The 17,557-nt window shown below is 60.5% G+C and carries 13 protein-coding genes; 8 read left to right on the forward strand and 5 right to left on the reverse strand.

Translation table 11 applies throughout. From position 1 onward, the window contains the following. Nucleotides 1-16: 16 nt before the first annotated feature. From smc to ABJ076_RS07075, 7 genes are all read left to right on the forward strand, one after another. Nucleotides 17-3,490, forward strand: coding sequence for a chromosome segregation protein SMC (gene smc, locus ABJ076_RS07045; RefSeq protein WP_348194535.1), 3,474 nt, complete (start codon nt 17-19; stop codon nt 3,488-3,490). 295 nt (nt 3,491-3,785) lie between these two features. After that, on the forward strand, nt 3,786-4,043 hold the full coding sequence (locus ABJ076_RS07050; protein ID WP_348194536.1) for an AtpZ/AtpI family protein: 258 nt from the start codon (nt 3,786-3,788) through the stop codon (nt 4,041-4,043). A gap of 12 nt (nt 4,044-4,055) precedes the next feature. Next, nucleotides 4,056-4,787, forward strand: a complete 732-nt coding sequence (locus ABJ076_RS07055) for a F0F1 ATP synthase subunit A (RefSeq protein ID WP_348194537.1) — start codon at nt 4,056-4,058, stop codon at nt 4,785-4,787. 78 nt (nt 4,788-4,865) lie between these two features. Continuing rightward, nucleotides 4,866-5,090, forward strand: coding sequence for an ATP synthase subunit C family protein (locus ABJ076_RS07060; RefSeq protein ID WP_028466437.1), 225 nt, complete (start codon nt 4,866-4,868; stop codon nt 5,088-5,090). A 90-nt stretch (nt 5,091-5,180) separates the two neighbouring features. Further along, entirely contained in the window at nt 5,181-5,774 is a 594-nt protein-coding gene (locus ABJ076_RS07065; RefSeq protein WP_348194539.1) for a F0F1 ATP synthase subunit B', read from the forward strand. After that, on the forward strand, nt 5,774-6,277 hold the full coding sequence (locus ABJ076_RS07070) for a F0F1 ATP synthase subunit B (RefSeq protein WP_348194540.1): 504 nt from the start codon (nt 5,774-5,776) through the stop codon (nt 6,275-6,277). The genes ABJ076_RS07065 and ABJ076_RS07070 overlap by 1 nt, the downstream gene beginning before the upstream one ends. A 199-nt stretch (nt 6,278-6,476) precedes the next feature. After that, the gene (locus tag ABJ076_RS07075; RefSeq protein ID WP_348194542.1) at nt 6,477-8,321 is read left to right on the forward strand and encodes a methyl-accepting chemotaxis protein; all 1,845 of its coding nucleotides are present in this window, start codon (nt 6,477-6,479) and stop codon (nt 8,319-8,321) included. Between the two features lie 12 nt (nt 8,322-8,333). On the opposite strand, the gene ABJ076_RS07080 is transcribed toward ABJ076_RS07075, so the two are convergent. From ABJ076_RS07080 to ABJ076_RS07100, 5 genes are read right to left on the reverse strand one after another with little or no spacing between them, the layout of a single operon-like run. Continuing rightward, entirely contained in the window at nt 8,334-10,349 is a 2,016-nt protein-coding gene (locus ABJ076_RS07080) for a CocE/NonD family hydrolase (protein ID WP_348194544.1), read from the reverse strand. A 22-nt stretch (nt 10,350-10,371) separates the two neighbouring features. After that, nucleotides 10,372-12,036 (reverse strand): ABC transporter ATP-binding protein, encoded by a 1,665-nt coding sequence (locus ABJ076_RS07085; protein WP_348194546.1) that lies wholly within the window; start codon nt 12,034-12,036, stop codon nt 10,372-10,374. After that, nucleotides 12,033-12,860 carry an ABC transporter permease gene (locus ABJ076_RS07090; RefSeq protein WP_348194548.1) on the reverse strand — a complete coding sequence of 276 codons (828 nt, stop codon included), beginning with the start codon at nt 12,858-12,860 and terminating at the stop codon, nt 12,033-12,035. Before ABJ076_RS07090 ends, ABJ076_RS07085 begins: the two co-directional genes overlap by 4 nt. 13 nt (nt 12,861-12,873) lie before the next feature. After that, entirely contained in the window at nt 12,874-13,830 is a 957-nt protein-coding gene (locus ABJ076_RS07095; protein ID WP_348194550.1) for an ABC transporter permease, read from the reverse strand. Nucleotides 13,831-13,857: 27 nt separating this feature from the next. Then, entirely contained in the window at nt 13,858-15,441 is a 1,584-nt protein-coding gene (locus tag ABJ076_RS07100) for an ABC transporter substrate-binding protein (RefSeq protein WP_348194552.1), read from the reverse strand. Between the two features lie 237 nt (nt 15,442-15,678). Here ABJ076_RS07100 and ABJ076_RS07105 point away from each other — a divergent pair, with 237 nt between their 5' ends. Next, nucleotides 15,679-17,526, forward strand: a complete 1,848-nt coding sequence (locus ABJ076_RS07105; protein ID WP_348194554.1) for an ABC transporter transmembrane domain-containing protein — start codon at nt 15,679-15,681, stop codon at nt 17,524-17,526. The last annotated feature ends 31 nt before the right edge of the window (nt 17,527-17,557 follow it).

A 17,557-nucleotide genomic window follows, 5' to 3' on the forward strand; every position in this document is an offset into this window, starting at 1 on the left:
AAGGAGCGTCTAACGGTTGCATCTCTCTAAGCTTCGTCTTTCGGGCTTCAAATCCTTCGTCGATCCGACCGAGCTGTTGATCGAAGAGGGTATGACGGGGGTTGTCGGGCCGAATGGTTGCGGCAAGTCGAATCTCGTCGAAGCACTCAGATGGGTGATGGGGGAGACCTCCGCCAAGCAGATGCGCGGCGGCGAGATGGACGACGTTATCTTCGGCGGAACGACTGGCCGCCCGGCCCGAAATCTCGCCGAAGTCGGTCTGCTGGTGAATAACGAGGACCGCAAGGCACCTGCCGCCCTCAATGATGCGCCGGAGCTGGAAGTGATCCGGCGCATCGAACGCAACAAGGGCTCCGCCTACCGGGTCAATGGCCGGGAAGTCAGGGCGCGCGATGTGCAGCTTCTCTTCGCCGATGCCGGTACCGGCGCCCGCTCCGCCGGGCTGGTCAGTCAGGGCCGGATCGGCGCCATCATCAACGCGAAACCGTCCGAGCGCCGCATCCTGCTGGAAGAGGCGGCGAATATCCGTGGCCTCTATGCGCGACGGCGCGAGGCTGAACTGCGTCTGCGGGCGGCAGAAACCAATCTCGAACGGCTGGAAGATGTCCTGAAGGCGCTGGAAGGCCAGCTCCACGGTTTGCGTCAGCAGGCCAAGCAGGCCCAGCGTTACCGCACGGTCGCCGAACAGATGCGCGCGGCGGAATCGGTGCTGCTGCACCGTCGCTGGGAAGCGACCAGGGAAGAGCGTGCTGTCGCCGGGAAGGCTGTTGCCGAAGCCGGTGATGCGGTCGCTGAGGCGACCCGCAAGGCCGCCGAGGCGAGCACTATCCAGACCGAGACAGCGGCCAGCCTGCCGTCTTTGAGAGAGGACGAGGCGAAAGCGGCGGCTGAATTGCAGCGCCTCACCCTGGCGCGTGCTGAACTCGATAATGAAGAGCGCCGAATCGTCACCGCGAAGAGCGAGGCGGAGCTGCGGTTGCGCCAGATTGGGGACGATCTTGAGCGCGAACAGTTGTTGTCCGCCGATGCGGAAGAAGCGCTGGAACGGCTGAAGGGCGAGCATGCCGAAATAACCGCCGCTCGTGAGGGCGAAGCGGAAGCGCAGGCCGAGGCCAGCGAAGCGCTCAGCGAAATCAATCGCGCTGCCGACGCATTGGAAACAAAGCTGTCGGAGATGACGGAGCATATCGCGACGACCGAGGCGCGGCGGGCGAGTCTCCAGCGCCAGGCCCGGATGGCGCGGGAACAGATCGAGCGACTGACCCGGCAGATTGCCGGACTGGAGGATGACCGGCAGCGGTTGAAGGAAACGGCGGCAGGGCCAGAAGAGGTCGAGGCGGCGGAGCTGGCTGTAACGGAAGCTGAGACCGCGCTTGAAGCCGCGCGCGCTGCAGCTGACGCATCGGAAGCCAAACGGGAAGCCGCGACGGAAGCGGAGAGCGCCGCGCGCGAAGCGTTGCAGCAGGTTGAAGCCGGACTGGCGAAACTGACGGCGGAGGCAGGCGCGCTGGACCAATTGCTGGCCGGTGAAGGTAAAGACGGAGGTGTGGCGCCGATTCTCGATTCCGTCTCTGCTGAGCCGGGATACGAGACGGCGCTCGGCGCGGCGCTGGGCGACGATCTGACAGCACCGCTGTCCGAATCGGGCGGTGACCATGTGCGCTATTGGAGCGGGATGGCCGGTGCCGAGACTGGAAGTTCCTTACCGGACAGTGTCGAGCCACTGGCAAAGCGTGTGACCGCACCGGCCGCTCTGACGCGCCGCCTTGCTGCTACCGGTGTGGTCACCGATTTTGCGACAGCGAAGGCTCTGCAGCCGGCTCTGCGGGACGGTCAGCGTCTGGTCAGCCGGGACGGTGGGCTGTGTCGCTGGGACGGTTTCGTCGTTGCCCCCGGTGCGCCAAGTTCTGCTGCGGTTCGGCTGCAGCAACGCAACAGGCTGGGGGCCTTACAATCGGAAATCCTTGTGGTGGAGAAGACCCGAGCTGGGGCGAACGAGCGATTCGATGCCGCGCGCACCGCGCAGCGTGAATCAGTGGATTCCGAAAAGGCCGCACGCGAAGCCATGCGGGAGGCCTTTACTGAAAGTGAGACGGCCCGGACGCGGCGTTCCAAGCTGGCGGCGCTGCTGGCGGAGATCGAGTCGAAACTCTCCGCCATCGACGATACAAAAGCTCGGTATGAGGGCGAGATCGAGGAGGCCGAACGGCAGCGGGTGACGGCCGAGGCGGCGGAGGTCGAACTGGACGATGTTGCCACCCTGCGGGCCGAGAGCGCGGCGTCGCGACAGGAACTGGCGGAAACCCGGAATGCATTGGCCGAAGCGCGCAGTGCCCATGACCGGCTGATGCGGGAGGCGGAGGTTCGTCGCACGCGGCTTTCCGCCATCGAAGGTGAACTCCGGTCCTGGTCTGACCGGAATGAGCGGGCGGCATCGCGTAAGGAAGAGCTGACCGAGCGGCAGATCGCGGAACGGACGGATATCGCCCGTCTTGAAGCCCGCCCCGCGGAAATCGAGACGCAGCGCAAGGCATTGATCGATCAGATCACTCAATCCGAGGCCAAGCGGAAGCAGGCAGCGGATGTGCTGAGCGAGGCGGAGGCGCGTCAACGTACGGCAGATGAGGTTGCGCGTCAGGCGGACCGGGAGCTCTCGGAGGCACGCGAGACGCATATCCGCGCCGAGGGGGCGCTGGAGCAGATCAATCAGGCAACCAATGCCCTGCGTGAGAGGATTGTCGAGCGCCTGAAATGCCGGCCGGACGAGATCTTGGCGAAAGCCGGGATCGATTCCGACGGACCGTTGCCGGACGCGGACGAGGTGAGCACGCGACTGGAACGGTTGACGCGGGAGCGGGAACGGATCGGGGCCGTGAATCTTCGGGCAGAGCAGGAAGTCGAGGAGCTCGAGCAGAGAATCGCCGGTATGGAGAGCGAGCGGGACGATCTGATCCAGGCAATCTCCCGTCTGCGTGGTGCGATCCAGACCCTGAACCGGGAAGGCCGGGAACGGTTGCTCGAATCCTTCGAGCGGGTAAATGCCCATTTCAAGGATCTGTTCAGCCGGCTGTTCGGCGGCGGCCAGGCGCACCTTAAGATGGTCGAGGACGACGACCCGCTGGATGCCGGGCTGGAAATCATGGCCAGCCCGCCGGGCAAGAAGATGCAGGTCATGTCCCTGTTGTCCGGCGGCGAGCAGGCCTTGACCGCGGTGGCATTGGTTTTCGCCGCGTTCCTCACCAATCCGTCACCGATCTGCGTGCTCGACGAGGTCGATGCGCCACTGGATGATACGAACGTCGACCGATTCTGTACTTTGTTGCAGGAGATCAGCAAGACCACGGGCACGCGATTTCTCGTCATAACCCATCATCGTTTGACCATGGCCAGAATGGATCGGCTGTTCGGTGTGACCATGGCCGAGCGGGGGGTCAGCCAGCTTGTTTCCGTCGATTTGGCGGGCGCGGTGGAGCTTCGCGACGTCGTTTAGAGAGCCGCATTGCACGCGTCTTTCTAAAAATTCATATAAATCAATATATTAGGCGTGTTTTCGCAGTGCGGCTTCCGCCTTGACAGCGAAAGGACCCCTCCGTATGTTTGCGGCGCTTTCGCGGGCCTTGGCTGGCGGAAGTGGGATAGATCAACTGGCTTCGGCCAATCGGGTTCGCTCAATGACAGGTGATAAGCCTAGCGATCCTCCTTCACTCGCTGATCTGGACACCAGATTAAGGCGAGCTCGTGGCGAGGATGGAAGTGAGCGGGGTCCGAAGGGCGGTCGCGGTTCCATGGCTACCGAGGGTCTCGGTATGGCAATGCGGATCGGAGTGGAGTTGGTTGCCGGAGTCGGTGTTGGCGCCGGTATCGGGTATCTCTTGGACAGATGGCTTGGGACCGGTCCCTGGCTGCTCATACTGTTCTTCTTTTTGGGCGCTGCCGGAGGCATGATGAATGTCTATCGCGCTGCGACTGGGGAAGGGTTGCAGATGGGCTACCGCCGGTCTCCGACAGATAAACGGCCCGAAGACCGGGCTGAGGACGATTGAGGGGAACGGCGCGTGGCATCACCGGTCAAGCAGTTTGAGCTGAAGTCATATGTCCCGATCGAGGTCGGGGGCGTGGATCTTTCCTTCACAAACTCTGCAGCCATGATGGTTGTGGCGATTGTCGGGATCATCGGCTTCCTCACCCTGTCGATGAGCAGCCGGAAGCTTGTTCCGGGACGTTGGCAGCTTATGGCAGAACTCTCCTACGAGTTCGTCGCCAACATGGTGAAAGAGAATGTCGGCAGTGAAGGGCGCAAGTATTTCCCCTTCGTCTTCTCTCTCTTTATGTTCATCCTTGCCTGTAACCTGTTCGGCATGATCCCGTTCCCGGGCATCCATTACACGCCGACCAGCCAGATTATCGTTACTTTCGCCATGGCATTTGTTGTGTTCATCGGTGTCACGCTGATCGCACTGGCCCGCCATGGCCTGAAATTCTTCACCTTCTTCTTCCCGTCCGGCGCGCCTGTTTACATGGCGCCGCTGTTGATCCCGATTGAGGTGATTTCCTACTTCGTTCGTCCGGTCAGCCTCTCCGTTCGTCTGTTCGCGAACATGATGGCCGGTCATACGATGCTTAAAGTGTTCGGCGGCTTTGTCGTCGCGCTCGGTGTGTTTGGGGTTGCGCCCCTCGCCTTGATTGTGGCACTGACCGCCTTCGAAATCCTGGTGGCGGTGCTCCAGGCCTATGTTTTCACTATTCTCACCTGCCTCTACCTGCATGATGCGATCCATCTGCATTGAGGCCTGAGGGAACCAGAAACCGGGCCGGATCTCCGGCCTGATATGTGCACTACCTGATCCATAAGGAAGGATTTGAACATGGACGTTGAAGCCGCGAAGATGATTGGCGCCGGTATCGCTGTTATTGCCCTCATGGGCGTTGGCGTTGGCATCGGAAATATCTTCTCCACCCTCGTTGCTTCCATCGCCCGCAACCCGGCGGCGCGTAGCGAAGTCTTCGGAATCGGCATTCTGGGCTTCGCCCTGACCGAAGCCGTGGCGCTTTTCGCGCTGCTGATCGCGTTCCTGATCCTGTTCTCGTAAGACCGATTCGAGTGAGAGCCGCCGGCCGCATTTTGCGGTCCGGCTCTTTCCGGCTTAAATGAGAATACTGGAACGGAATTGGACAGCGGTATGAAGCGCTTGCTCAGATTTTCGGCTGTGCTCGGTGGCACCGGCGCTCTGGCGCTTGTTGCCAAGGGAGCCATGGCTGCCAGCGAAAATGGCGGCGGCGGTACCTTGCCGCAGCTCGATGTCGGCACGTTTCCGACCCAGGTCTTCTGGCTCTTCGTTACGTTCATCGTGCTTTACATCGCGATGTCGAAGATTGCCATCCCGCGCATCGAGTATGTGCTGGAAGAACGGCATAGCCGAATTGCCGAAGATCTCGATAAGGCCGCGAAGCTCAAGGCGGATGCCGAAGAGGTTCAGGCAAACTACGAGAAGGCTTTGGCGGATGCCCGTGGCTCTGCACACAAGCTGATCGGCAAAACCAAGGACGACGTTTCCGGCAAGAATGCAAAGGCCGAGGCGGAAGCAGATGCCACTGCAGCTCAGAAGGTCAAGGAAGCTGAAGTCCGGATCGACGAAGCCCGCACCGAAGCGCTCGCGAACGTCAAGGACGTGGTTAGCGAAGTTGCAGGTGATGCGGTTGCCAAGCTGATCGGCGTCAAGGTCACCAAGACCGACCTGAACAAGGCGGTCGCAGCGGCCATGGAGACGAAGTGATGGAACAAGATCCGACATTGCTAGGCCTGGGCGCTTCAGGCTGGGTTGCGGTTGCCTTTATCATCTTCGTCATCGCCGCGATCAAGCCGGTCGTCTCAAAGGTTGGCGGTATGCTTGACGAAAAGTCCGCCGCTATTGGTGCTCAGCTGAAGGAAGCCGAAGCCTTGCGCGAAGAAGCGCAGGCCGCTCTGGCGAATTATCAGCGCCTGCAGCGTGATGCGCTGAAGGAAGCCGAAGAAATCCTCGGCCATGCCAAGGAAGAAGCCGCTCGTATCCGGAAGGAAGCGAAGCAGCATCTGACCGAAACCCTGAAACGTCGTGAAGAACAGGCCGCCGAAAAAATCGCACGGGCCGAAGCTCAGGCTCTTCAGGATGTTCGCAACCAGGCTGTTGAGTTGGCCATGGCGGCGACTGGTAACCTGTTGGCCCAGAAAATGACTCCCGAGGTCAACGAAAAGATCGTCAAGAGCGCGGTCGCGGACCTTCCCGCCCGGCTCCAGTAAACGAACATAAAGTGTTTCGAAAAACCCCGCTTCGGCGGGGTTTTTTGTTGTCATTTTTATGTAAATTAGCCGTGGATGCGCTGTTCTTTACATCAAACCGTCATTTGCTCTCGGTTTCGGCCGGAACTTACTCTCAAGCGTAAAATGTCCATGACGGTATACCGCCGTCATGATCCCTATTCGGGCGCAAGAGACAGTCATGTCGGACATTGTTTTTGAACAACAGGACATCGGTTTAGAGACGCAACAGCGTGCGCCATCGTCAGGCCTCGGCTCCCGTATCAGCACGAAACTGGTTCTGTCGGCTGCCGTGATGACGGCCCTGGTCTTCGCGGGCTTGCTCATCGCCATCTACATCGTTGTGTCGATGGTGGCCGAGAGGGAAGACCAGCGTGCGGCCCTGCTCCGGGCGATGAACCAGGATCTCCGCGCCCGGGTGATGACCCTGCAGCAGAGCTATTTCGAGATCCCGCAGCGCCTTGAAGTGAACCCGTCGGCCGAGCTGAAGAACTGGGCGGTCGAGAATGGTGCGACTGAGGCCGTGCATTCCGGCCGGGACGCTATCGTCGCGCGCTACAAGAAGCGCAGACAGCGCCGGGACCTCCAGAAAGCGGCGACATTCGTCGTCGAAGATATGGATGGCGGTGCGGCCATCTCTTTCGGTGTGTTCGAGGATGGCGAATATGCGGACGCGGTGAACGAGCTGACGATCCACGGCGTGACCGCCGACGCGGCCAATCAGAAAATCGCCGACCTCTTCAATACGGCCAGCCTCGAGCAACGGCTGGTGATCGTGAAGGGGGAGTTGGCGGACGAGGCGCTGGCGGCGGAGCAGGTCCGCAACGCGATCGTGCAGGAAAACGAAAAGATCCTGGCGAAAGAGAGCGAGCTGACGGTCTTTGAAAGCCAGGCCAGAGCGCTGCTCGCAATCCTGGCCGGTGTGGGCACTCTGTTCGCCATCGCGGCCGCCTATGCGTCAAGCCGGATCATCGTTACGCGGCCACTTGAACGGGTGACGCAGGCGATCCGGGCAGTCGCCTCGATGGAGCCGGTGACGGTTCCCTATCTTGAGCGCAAGGACGAGATCGGCACCATCGCCCGCCGTGTTGGCCAGTTCCAGTCGGTGCTGGAAGAAAACGCCTTGCTGCAGGAGCGGACAAGTGCAGCACACGATGCGCAGGCCGAGGAAGTCGACCGTCGCGAGCTGATATTGAAATCCTTCGAGAAAGAGATCGGCCAGATCCTCGCCGAAGTTGCAGACGCGACGCAGCGGATGGAAGACGTAACCCGGACGATGAAGGATTCGGTTTCCGGTGCCGCCGGAAGCGCGGAGAAAGCCCGCTCGGCGTCAAGCACGGCGGCAGCCGGTGCAGGCGGTGTGTCTGATGCGGCGACCTCTCTCGACCGCTCGATATCGGATCTTGGGTTGGTTATCCGGGCGGCGGCGGAATCATCCGCGCTGGCCTCCCAGCGCGCGGAGAGTACGACCGCGACCGTGGGGCAACTGACAACGCTGGCCGGTGAAGTCGGCGGTTTTGCCGATATCATCAGCACGGTTGCCCATCAGACGAACCTGCTGGCCATGAATGCCACCATCGAAGCCGCGCGGGCTGGTGAAATGGGGCGCGGCTTCGCGGTTGTCGCCGGTGAGGTTAAATCGCTTGCCGGGCAGACCGAAGACGCAGCTTTGCAGATTTCGCGTCAGGTTGCCGAAATGCGATCCGTCATCGATGCCGCGGTGTCCGCCATTGGAGAGGCGATTGAAAGCGTCGCGTCGATAGACCGGAATACCCAGGACGCGGTTTCCGCCATGACCGCGCAAACGGAAGCCACGCGGGAGATCGCGAGCAGTGCCGACGGCGCGGCCGCGGCAAGTAATGAGGTCAACTCGGGTATCGCGAGCCTCGCGGAGGCGACGGTGCAGAGCGAGGACGCGGCGCGCGAGGTGGATGCGACGGCAGATGCCATGAGTGCACTCAGCCGCCGTCTCCGAATGCTCAGCACGAGTTTCTTTCAGGATATCCGTGTTGCGCCTGCAGAATAGGCGGCGCCGGGTTCAGAGCATGTTGCGTGGGATCGACTCTTCGAAATCTTTCTCGAAGATTAGCGCCCCCGACTCGTATGCCTCGATCCGGCCGGTGACGTGGAAATGGGTCGCATCGCCAGTCAGCGTGCAATAGGTCTCGGTTCCGACACTCCAGTCGCCACGAGACAGGCCTTGACTCCAATGGGTCTCCATCCGCGCGCTGAGCGGATCGCCCGGCTGGATTGAATAGCTCTCTCGCGCGACATGGTCGGTCGTCAGGTCGATCTCGACGATCCGGTCGGAGCCGAAATCGTCCAGGATTGTTATCTTCTGCCGGCCAGTCTCCGCATCTCTCGTGATTGTCCGCGTGTTCGTCGCGGGGCGCAGGATGTCCTTCTGCAGGGGCGGAGCCGCCTCTGCCGCGGCAAAGGGCTCATAGGGGGCGTCCGTACCGTCCGTTGGGCGCAGGGGCAGCGAGAGGCTGCTGCTGTCCTCCTGGAGGATTACAGTCGCTGCTTCCGGTGCGGGCCAGATCATCGGCCAGTAGTTCGTGGAGAGTGAAACCCGAACCTTGTGCCCCGGGGGCACAGCGTAGGCGATATCGTCCAACCGGAGAGACACGCGATAGCGTTTGCCCGGTGAGAGGGCTTTTGGATGCTCGTGGCTGTCCCTGTGGGTGAGGTTCAGCACGCCGTAGGTGATCCGGGTCGCCGATCCGTCCGGCGCGATGTCGTTCAGGCGCGCTATCAGATGGGCGACAGGCTTGTCCGATGAGATTTCCAGATCGAGTATGGGCGCGCCCAGGATTTCCATCCGGTTGTCCAGCGGCGCGGTCTCGAAACAGACGGAGCCCGCATCGTCCACCCGCTGATCCGTCGGTCCTTCGGGGCCAAGCCAGATCATGCAGTATTCCCCGCCAGCCTGACCGACGGTCTCCGGCGAGTGGATCAGGGTTTCGGCTGTGCCGACGGCTTTGTCATTCAGGCGGCCACCCTGCAGATAGAAGCGCGTGGCTTCGACGTTCGGGCTCGGCCAGGTCTGTTCACCGAGCCAGCGGCCGTCACGTGTCTCATAGGCCGCTTTCGGCGGCACGGACTCTTGCATATAGACCCGGAAGGCGGGGTCCTGTTCGACGCCGCGGTCGATCCCTTTCAGCCAGTGATCCCACCAGCGCAGGCATTCCTGCAGGAAGCCGATAGCCGGGCCGGGAACAGCGAAGTGCGGATATTTGTGCAGCCAGGGGCCGACAATACCGCGGACGAACCCCGGAAGGTTCTCCAGCATGCGCGGCACGGCGTTGCTGTAGGCATCGGACCAGCCACCAACGGCCAGCACTGGCACATTCACGCGGGCATAATCCTCGCAGACCGACCCGTGTTTCCAGAACTCATCGCGGGTCTGGTGGTGTAGCCAGTTGGCGATCAGCAATGGCTCGGCCTCAAGCCTTTTAAGCCAGGTCTCGCGCCAGCTCTCGCCGACCAGCGTCGGGTCTGGCGGCCGTGAGGAATAGGAAAGCATGGTCGAGGACCAGCCCATATTCTCATTCAGCATCGCCCCGCCCTTGTAGTGGATGTCGTCTGCATAGCGGTCATCCGTGGAGCAGATGGTGACTACGGCCTTCAGGGCCTCGGGTTGGCGGAAGGCGACCTGCAATCCGTTGAAACCTCCCCAGGAGATGCCGATCATGCCGACGGCGCCGCTCGACCAGGGCTGGCTGGTGATCCAGTCGATCACCTCCAGTGCATCGTCCTGCTCCTGCGCCAGGTACTCGTCTTCCATGATGCCATCGGATTCGCCATTACCACGCATGTCGACTCGGATGGCGGCATAGCCATGGCCAGCGAAATAGGGATGGGTCAGGGCATCGCGGACCGAGGTGCCATCCCTCTTGCGATAGGGAAGATATTCAAGGATCGCGGGGACCGGGGCATTCTCGGCCCCTTCCGGAAGCCAGATTCGGGCGGCAACGCGGCATCCGTCACTGAGGGTAATCCAGCAGTTCTCGATTTCCCGCACGGCGTGGGGAAATTGTCCAACAGTTTGCATGGAGGCTCCAGGCGCCTTCGGTTTAGTGGTCGGCAGCTTTCAAGATTCGGCCTTGCTTCGCCAGCTCGGCCCGTTCGGCCAGCAGGTTATCGAGCCAGTCCGGATCCATCTCCGGCACGGACGACAGCAGCAGGTCGGTGTAGTCGTGATGCGGCGGCTTGAACATTTCCGTCTTCGAGCCGTGCTCCACGACATTGCCCTGCAGCATCACCACGACCTCGTCCGCAATGGCGCGGACGGTTGCCAGATCGTGGGTGATGAACATGTAGGACAGATCAAGCTCGTCCTGCAGGCGCTGCAGCAGTTTCAGGATCTCTTCGGCGACAAGCTGGTCGAGTGCGGAGGTGACTTCATCGCAAATGATCAGCTGCGGCTCTGCCGCAAGCGCGCGGGCGATGCAGATCCTCTGCTTCTGACCACCTGAAAGCTCTGTCGAAAGACGGTCGATATAATCGTCCGGCTCCAGCTCGATCAGGGACAGGAGCTCGCGCACACGGTCTTCAAGCTGTTTGCCGGTCAGCCCGAGATAGAAAGCGACCGGACGGCCGATGATATCTCGGATACGCTGTCGCGGATTAAGCGCGGTGTCCGGCATCTGGTAGATCATCTGCATGCGGCGCAACTGGCTCTTGTCGCGCTGTTTGTAGCTGAGAGGCAGGATTTCACCATTATAGCTGACGGTGCCGCTCTTTGCCGGCAACAAGCCTGTAATGACCCGCGCGAGCGTGCTTTTCCCGGAACCCGATTCCCCGACGATTGCGACGGTTCGCTTCTTGTGGATGTCGACGGAGACGCCGTGCAACACCGGAACATCTCCATAAGCGGCCGTGACATTGTCGACCGTCAGGAGAGGGGGGTTACCGGCCGGAGCGGCCATTTCGTCGCTTTTGAAGCTGCGGACCGCGAGCAATTCCTGCGTATAGGTCTCTTTCGGCTCCTCCAGCATGGAGCGGGTCGCATTCTCCTCAACCACGTTGCCATGACGCAACACCATGATCCGGTCCGCCATCTGGGCGACGACTGCGAGATCGTGGGTGATGTAGATGGCGGCCGTGTTGTAAGCCTCGACCACATCTCGAATTGCGGCCAGCACCTCGATCTGGGTTGTCACGTCGAGGGCTGTGGTCGGTTCGTCGAAGATGATCAGGTCCGGCTTGCAGGACATGGCCATGGCAGTCATAGCCCGCTGCAGCTGGCCCCCCGAGACCTGATGCGGGTAGCGCAGCCCAATCCCGTCTGGATCCGGTAGCTGCAGTCGTGCGAAAAGCTCGCGGGCCTCATCCTCCGATGAAGGTTTGTCGGAGAGGCCATGCTGGACAGGCGATTCGGTGAATTGATCGATCAGCCGGTGCGCCGGGTTGAAGGCGGCGGCAGCGCTCTGCGCGACATAGGCAATACGAGAGCCCCAGATATGCCGCTTTTCGGATTCCTCCGAGGCGGCCAGGTCCGTACCGTCGAACAGGATTTCCCCTCCGGTGATCCGGCAGCCGTCCCGTGCGTAGCCCATCGCGGCGAGGCCTATGGTCGATTTGCCTGCCCCGGATTCGCCGATCAGCCCTAGAACTTCGCCCTTTCGCAGATCGAGATCGACGCCATGCACGATCTCCTGCCAGTTGTCGCCGCTCATGCCCTCGATACGCAGCCCACGGATGCGGAGGAGGATGTCTTGTTCGCTCTGCTCGCTCATTCTTTCAATCCGCTTGCCTTGTGGAGGAACCAGTCGACGACAAAATTGACAGCGACGGTCAGCAGCGCGATGGCTGCTGCCGGCATCAGCGGGGTGATGTCGCCGAAGGTGATGAGGGTCGCATTGTCACGAACCATACTGCCCCAGTCGGCTGTCGGCGGCTGGATGCCCAGGCCGAGGAAGCTGAGCGCGCTGATGAACAGGAACACGAAGCAGAAGCGCAGGCCGAACTCGGCCACCAGTGGCGGCAGGGCGTTCGGCAGGACTTCGCGGCTCATGATCCACCAAAGGCCTTCGCCGCGCAGCCGGGCCGCCTCGACATAGTCCATGACCACGATCCCCATCGCGACCGCGCGGGCCAATCTGAAGACCCTGGTCGATTCGAGCACGGCGATGACCAGCACCATGTTGGTTATCGAGGTGCCGACGATGGTCAGGACGAGAAGGCCAAAGATAAGGGCCGGAATAGCCATCAGGACATCGACGATACGTGACAGAAGTTGGTCGACCCAGCCAGAGATGGCGGCGGCAAGGAAGCCGGTGATCGATCCGAGCAGGAAGGCCAGTATTGTCGTCAGGAAGGCGATGCCGATGGTGTTCCGGGCGCCGTAAATCAGCCGGGTCAGCATATCCCGTCCGAGGCTGTCCGTACCCAGCACGAACCCGTCACCCCAGAGCTCGAACTCGGCCCCGACGATTTCCGTTTCGCCGTAAGGCGTCAGCACCGGTGCGAAGATGGCTATGAAGGCATAACCGAGAATGACGACCATGCCGAACTTGGCGCTCAATGGAGCGCTGGCCAGCAGTTTGAGGGTGGCGTTCATTGGACTTCCTCCCTCAACGCGGATGCAGCAAGCGGGGATTTGTCAGGATCGACAGAATGTCCGCGAGCAGGTTGAGCAAAACGTAGGTGCCGGCAAAGATCATCGCAGCCGCCTGCACTACCGGCAGATCGCGTTTCGAGACCGAGTCGACCATGAGCTGTCCGAGGCCCGGATAAACGAACACCACCTCGACCACGACCACGCCGACGATCAGATAGGCGAGGTTGATCACAACGACGTTGATGATCGGTGCCAGGGCGTTTGGCAGGGCGTGCTTGACGATGACCCGTGCCCGGCTGAGGCCCTTGAGGTTCGCCATTTCAATATAGGGACTGGCGAGCAGATTGATGATCGCCGCCCTCGTCATCCGCATCATATGCGCGACCACGACCAGAGTGAGTGTCAAGGCAGGCAGCAAAACCTTGTAGACCTTCTCCCAGAAAGGGGTTGCATCGCTGATATTGGCGATGGAGGGGAAAATCGGGAAGGTCACGGAAACGAGGAAGATCAGGATATAGGCAACAAAGAATTCAGGAAACGAAATGGAACTGAGGGTCACAACGTTGACCGTACGGTCATAGAAAGAGTGGCGGTACAGCGCTGCCAGGACACCAAGTGTCAGGGCCAGCGGCACGGCGATCGCGGCTGCAGTGACAGCCAGGAACAGCGTGTTGCCGAAGCGCAGCCCGATCAGCTCTGAGATCTCGCGTTTGTTGGCGAGCGAGCGGCCCATGTCGCCCTGGAGCATGCCCCAGAGCCAGTCTAAATATCGAATGTGGGGGGGGACATCGAGGCCGAGCTCGGCACGGAACGCGGCGACGGTCTCGGGTGTGGCGCTCTGGCCGAGAATTTCTTCCGCGATATCACCAGGAAGAAGCTCGATCCCGAGAAAAATAATGAGCGAAACAACGAAAAGGGTCAGGAAGCCCAGCGCAAAGCGCTGGGCAACCATTTTGAGGATTTGTGACATGAGGTTTGCCTACAGTGTCCCCGCCGCTCAGGCGAAGGACCACCGTTCTGCAAACTTGGAACCGTCAAGCTCCCAGTTACCGGCCATCTGCTCGGACGGAAGGATCTTGTCGGACGCGGCGAACACGTAGTTCGCGAACATCGGCACAACCGTTCCGCCGTCGTTGCTCAGGATTTCCTGCATTTCGTAATACATGGTCCGGCGCTTGTCGCTGTCGAGCTCGGCGCGTGCGGCAAGGAGCAGTTCGTTAAACCGGTCGTTTTTCCAGAACGTGTCGTTCCAGTCGGCGCCGTCGGCATAAGCCGTGGTGAACATCCAGTCCTCGGTTGGACGGCCGCCCCAGTAGCAGGCGCACCAGGCCTTTTTCATCCAGACGTTCGACCAGTAACCATCGTTCGGCTCGCGGACGACCTCGATATTGATGCCTGCCTTGGCCGCATGCTCTTTGTAGAGAACAGCTGCGTCGACAGCGCCGGGGAAGGCGGCGTCTGCGGCGGAAAGCTGGATCGTCGCGCCTTCCATGCCGGCTTTCTTGAAGTGGAACTTCGCCTTGTCCGGATCATACATCCGCTGGGCGAGCCCTTCGGCATGATACTGGTTGGTTGGGCTGATCGGATGGTCGTTACCGACAACGCCGTGGCCGCGTAGGATTTTCTTCACCAGCTCTTCGCGGTCGAGAGCATATTTCAGGGCCAGCCTCAGGTCGCTCTTGTCGAACGGAGCCGTGTCCGTGCGCATCGGCATGGTGTAGTGCTTGTAGCCTACCGTCTCCATGACGTTGATGCCCTTCGAACGCTTCAGAAGGTGCACGGTCTTCAGGTCGGCGCGATCCATCATGTCGATTTCGCCAGTGGTCAGGGCATTCTGACGGGCAGCAAGATCGATAATGGTGATCAGTTCGACCTGGTCGAAATGGGCGCGGTCGGACTTGAAGTAGTTCTTGTTCTTGTTGGCCATCAGGCGGACGCCCGGCTCGTAATTCTCGAGCGAATACGGACCTGTTCCGATACCTTCGTTCGGATCAATCTTGCCGTCTTTGGCTGGCTTGATGGCAATGTGGTAGTCGCTGATCACATACGGGAAGTCGGCATTGCCGGCTTCGAGCTCGATGACGACCTCGTTCTTGCCGTCGGCCTTCATCGACTTCACCTGCTTGAGCAGGGATTTCGCCGCGGACTTGGTGCCTTCGCCCATATGGTACTCGATGGACGCGATCACATCGGAGGCTTCAAGGGTCTTGCCATTGTGGAACTCAACGCCCTGGCGCAGCTTGAAGGACCAGCTCTTCGCATCCGGGGAGGCTTCCCAGCTTTCCGCCAGTTCAGGTTTCACCGAGCCGGTGTGATCGACTTCGCCGAGATGGTTGAAAAGGGTGTAGTCGAGGGCGAGGGAGAAGCCGTTTTCGTAGGTCGCCGGATCGAGCGAGTCAGTGGTCGAACCATGCGCGATACCGGCGCGCAGATGACCGCCCTTCTTGGCCGCATAAGCCTTCTTCCCCAGCAATGCTGAAGTAGATGCTGCAGTTACGCCGAGAGCAGCAGTGCCGCCGAGAAACCCCCGACGCGATACGTCAGCATTCATTGCTGACGTGAGCTTGTTGTCCGACTTCATTTGAGCCTCCTGTTTTGCCAAATTGCTGCGCCAATTATTATTCTTGCTTTGTTAGGCGCTTGTCCGATTGACCGGATAAATTTGAATTCGAGGCGGCAATAGTACGGGATACCGAATTTAAATCAACATGGCCCGGTCGTGATTGTGGGTGTTGGCGCGAATATACTCCCGCAAATCGGTGGCGGTCCGGCGGTGCCATGCTATATCCAGAGCGCCGCATAGCTTGGATTGGACTGCATGGCCAAAAAAACCGACCGGACCAAAATAAGTCTCACGGACGAGGCCAGTATCACGCTGCTCAGGCGCGTGGTCCGCGATCTTGTGAGACCCTATACGGGACGTCTGATTCTTGCCGGGCTTTGTATGGTGTTGGTTGCCGCCGCGACCGCCGCCTCGGCTTGGCTGATGGATCCGATGGTGAACAAGATTTTCGTCCAGAAAGATCTGTCGGTACTGTGGTTGGTCGCTGGTGCGGTTGTCGCGACCTTCTTCGTGAAGAGTGTTGCTGCCTATGTGCAGGAAGTGCTCGTCGGTTATGTCGGTCAGCGGGTGGTCGCTGACACCCAGGCCCGGCTTTACCGGCACCTGATTCATCTCGATCTCGGCCTGTTCCAAGACCGGCATAGCGGCACACTAATTTCGCATTTTACGTTCGACATCAATGCGATGCGTAACGCGGTGGCGAATGCCCTGGTCGGTCTTGGCCGGGATACCCTGTCTGTTATCTTCCTCGTTGCAGTGATGTTTTATCAGGACTGGCTACTGGCCTGCATCACCTTCGTCGTCGCGCCACTCTCGGCATATCCGATCCGTCAGCTCGGCAAGCGTATGCGTCGTGTTTCGGCTGAAACGCAAGAGGAAATGGGTGCGATGACCAGCCTCTTGACCCAGGGCTTCCAGGGTATTCGCATGATCAAGTCTTTTGGCCTCGAAGAGAATGAGACAAGTCGAATTCAAGTGCTGGTCGAACGGCTTTTCCAGTTGAATTACCGTGGTGTTCGGGTGAAGGCTGCGCCGCAGCCGATTATCGATTTCCTCGGCGGCGTCGCCGTAGCCGCAGTCATTGCCTATGGTGGCGCCCGAGTGATTGAGGGACATACATCTCCCGGCGCCTTTTTCTCTTTCATCGCGGCGACTCTGATGGCCTATCAGCCGCTGCGTGCGCTCGGTAAAATCACAACCCACATCCAGGAGGGCCTTGCTGCCGCGCAGAGGGTGTTCGCTCTGATCGATCAGGCTCCGCAGATCAAGGACGTACCCGGTTCCGGCCCTCTGCCAAGGGCTGCGGGTGCGGTGACGTTCGATGCCGTCCAATTTTCCTATGGTAAGCCTGCTCCGGCTGACGGTGAGACGGGTGAGGCCGGTATGGTGCCGGATGCAGCGCTCAACAATGTGAGTTTCGAGGCGCCGGCCGGCAAGGTCACTGCATTGGTTGGCCCCTCGGGTGCCGGCAAGAGCACGGTCCTCTCAATGATCCCGCGCTTCTACGATCCGGCTGGTGGTTGCGTCATGGTCAACGGACTCGATATCAGGAGTGTGACCCTCGAAAGCGTTCGCAAGGCGCTTGCCATTGTCAGTCAGGACGTCGTGCTGTTCGATGATACTGTCATCAATAACATCCGTTTCGGTCGGCTTGATGCGAGCGATGAAGAAGTCCGGGCGGCTGCCCGGGCGGCTGCGGCGGATGATTTCATCACCGCATTGCCAAATGGCTATGAAACCGTAATCGGCGAGCAAGGCACGAGACTCTCCGGCGGGCAGCGACAGCGGCTTGCGATCGCCCGGGCCATATTGAAGGACGCCCCGATCCTATTGCTGGACGAGGCCACTAGCGCGCTGGATACCGAGTCGGAGCGGCAGATACAGGATGCGCTCAAGATCCTGATGAAAGGGCGGACAACCATCGTCATCGCGCACAGGCTTTCGACCATTCAGCATGCGGATGTGATCCATGTCTTCGATGCCGGCCGCGTGGTCGAAAGCGGCACTCACGATGCATTGATCGGCGAAGCCGGTCTGTATGCCCACCTGCATGCGCTGCAGTTTGGGCCGGGCGAAACGGCGCGGAAGGATCATGCTGTCTAGCCGCATGGAGCTGACGGTTGGCCCGCCTGGA

Source organism: Nisaea sp. (assembly GCF_039990255.1).
In the GTDB taxonomy this organism is placed as follows: Bacteria; Pseudomonadota; Alphaproteobacteria; order Thalassobaculales; family Thalassobaculaceae; genus Nisaea.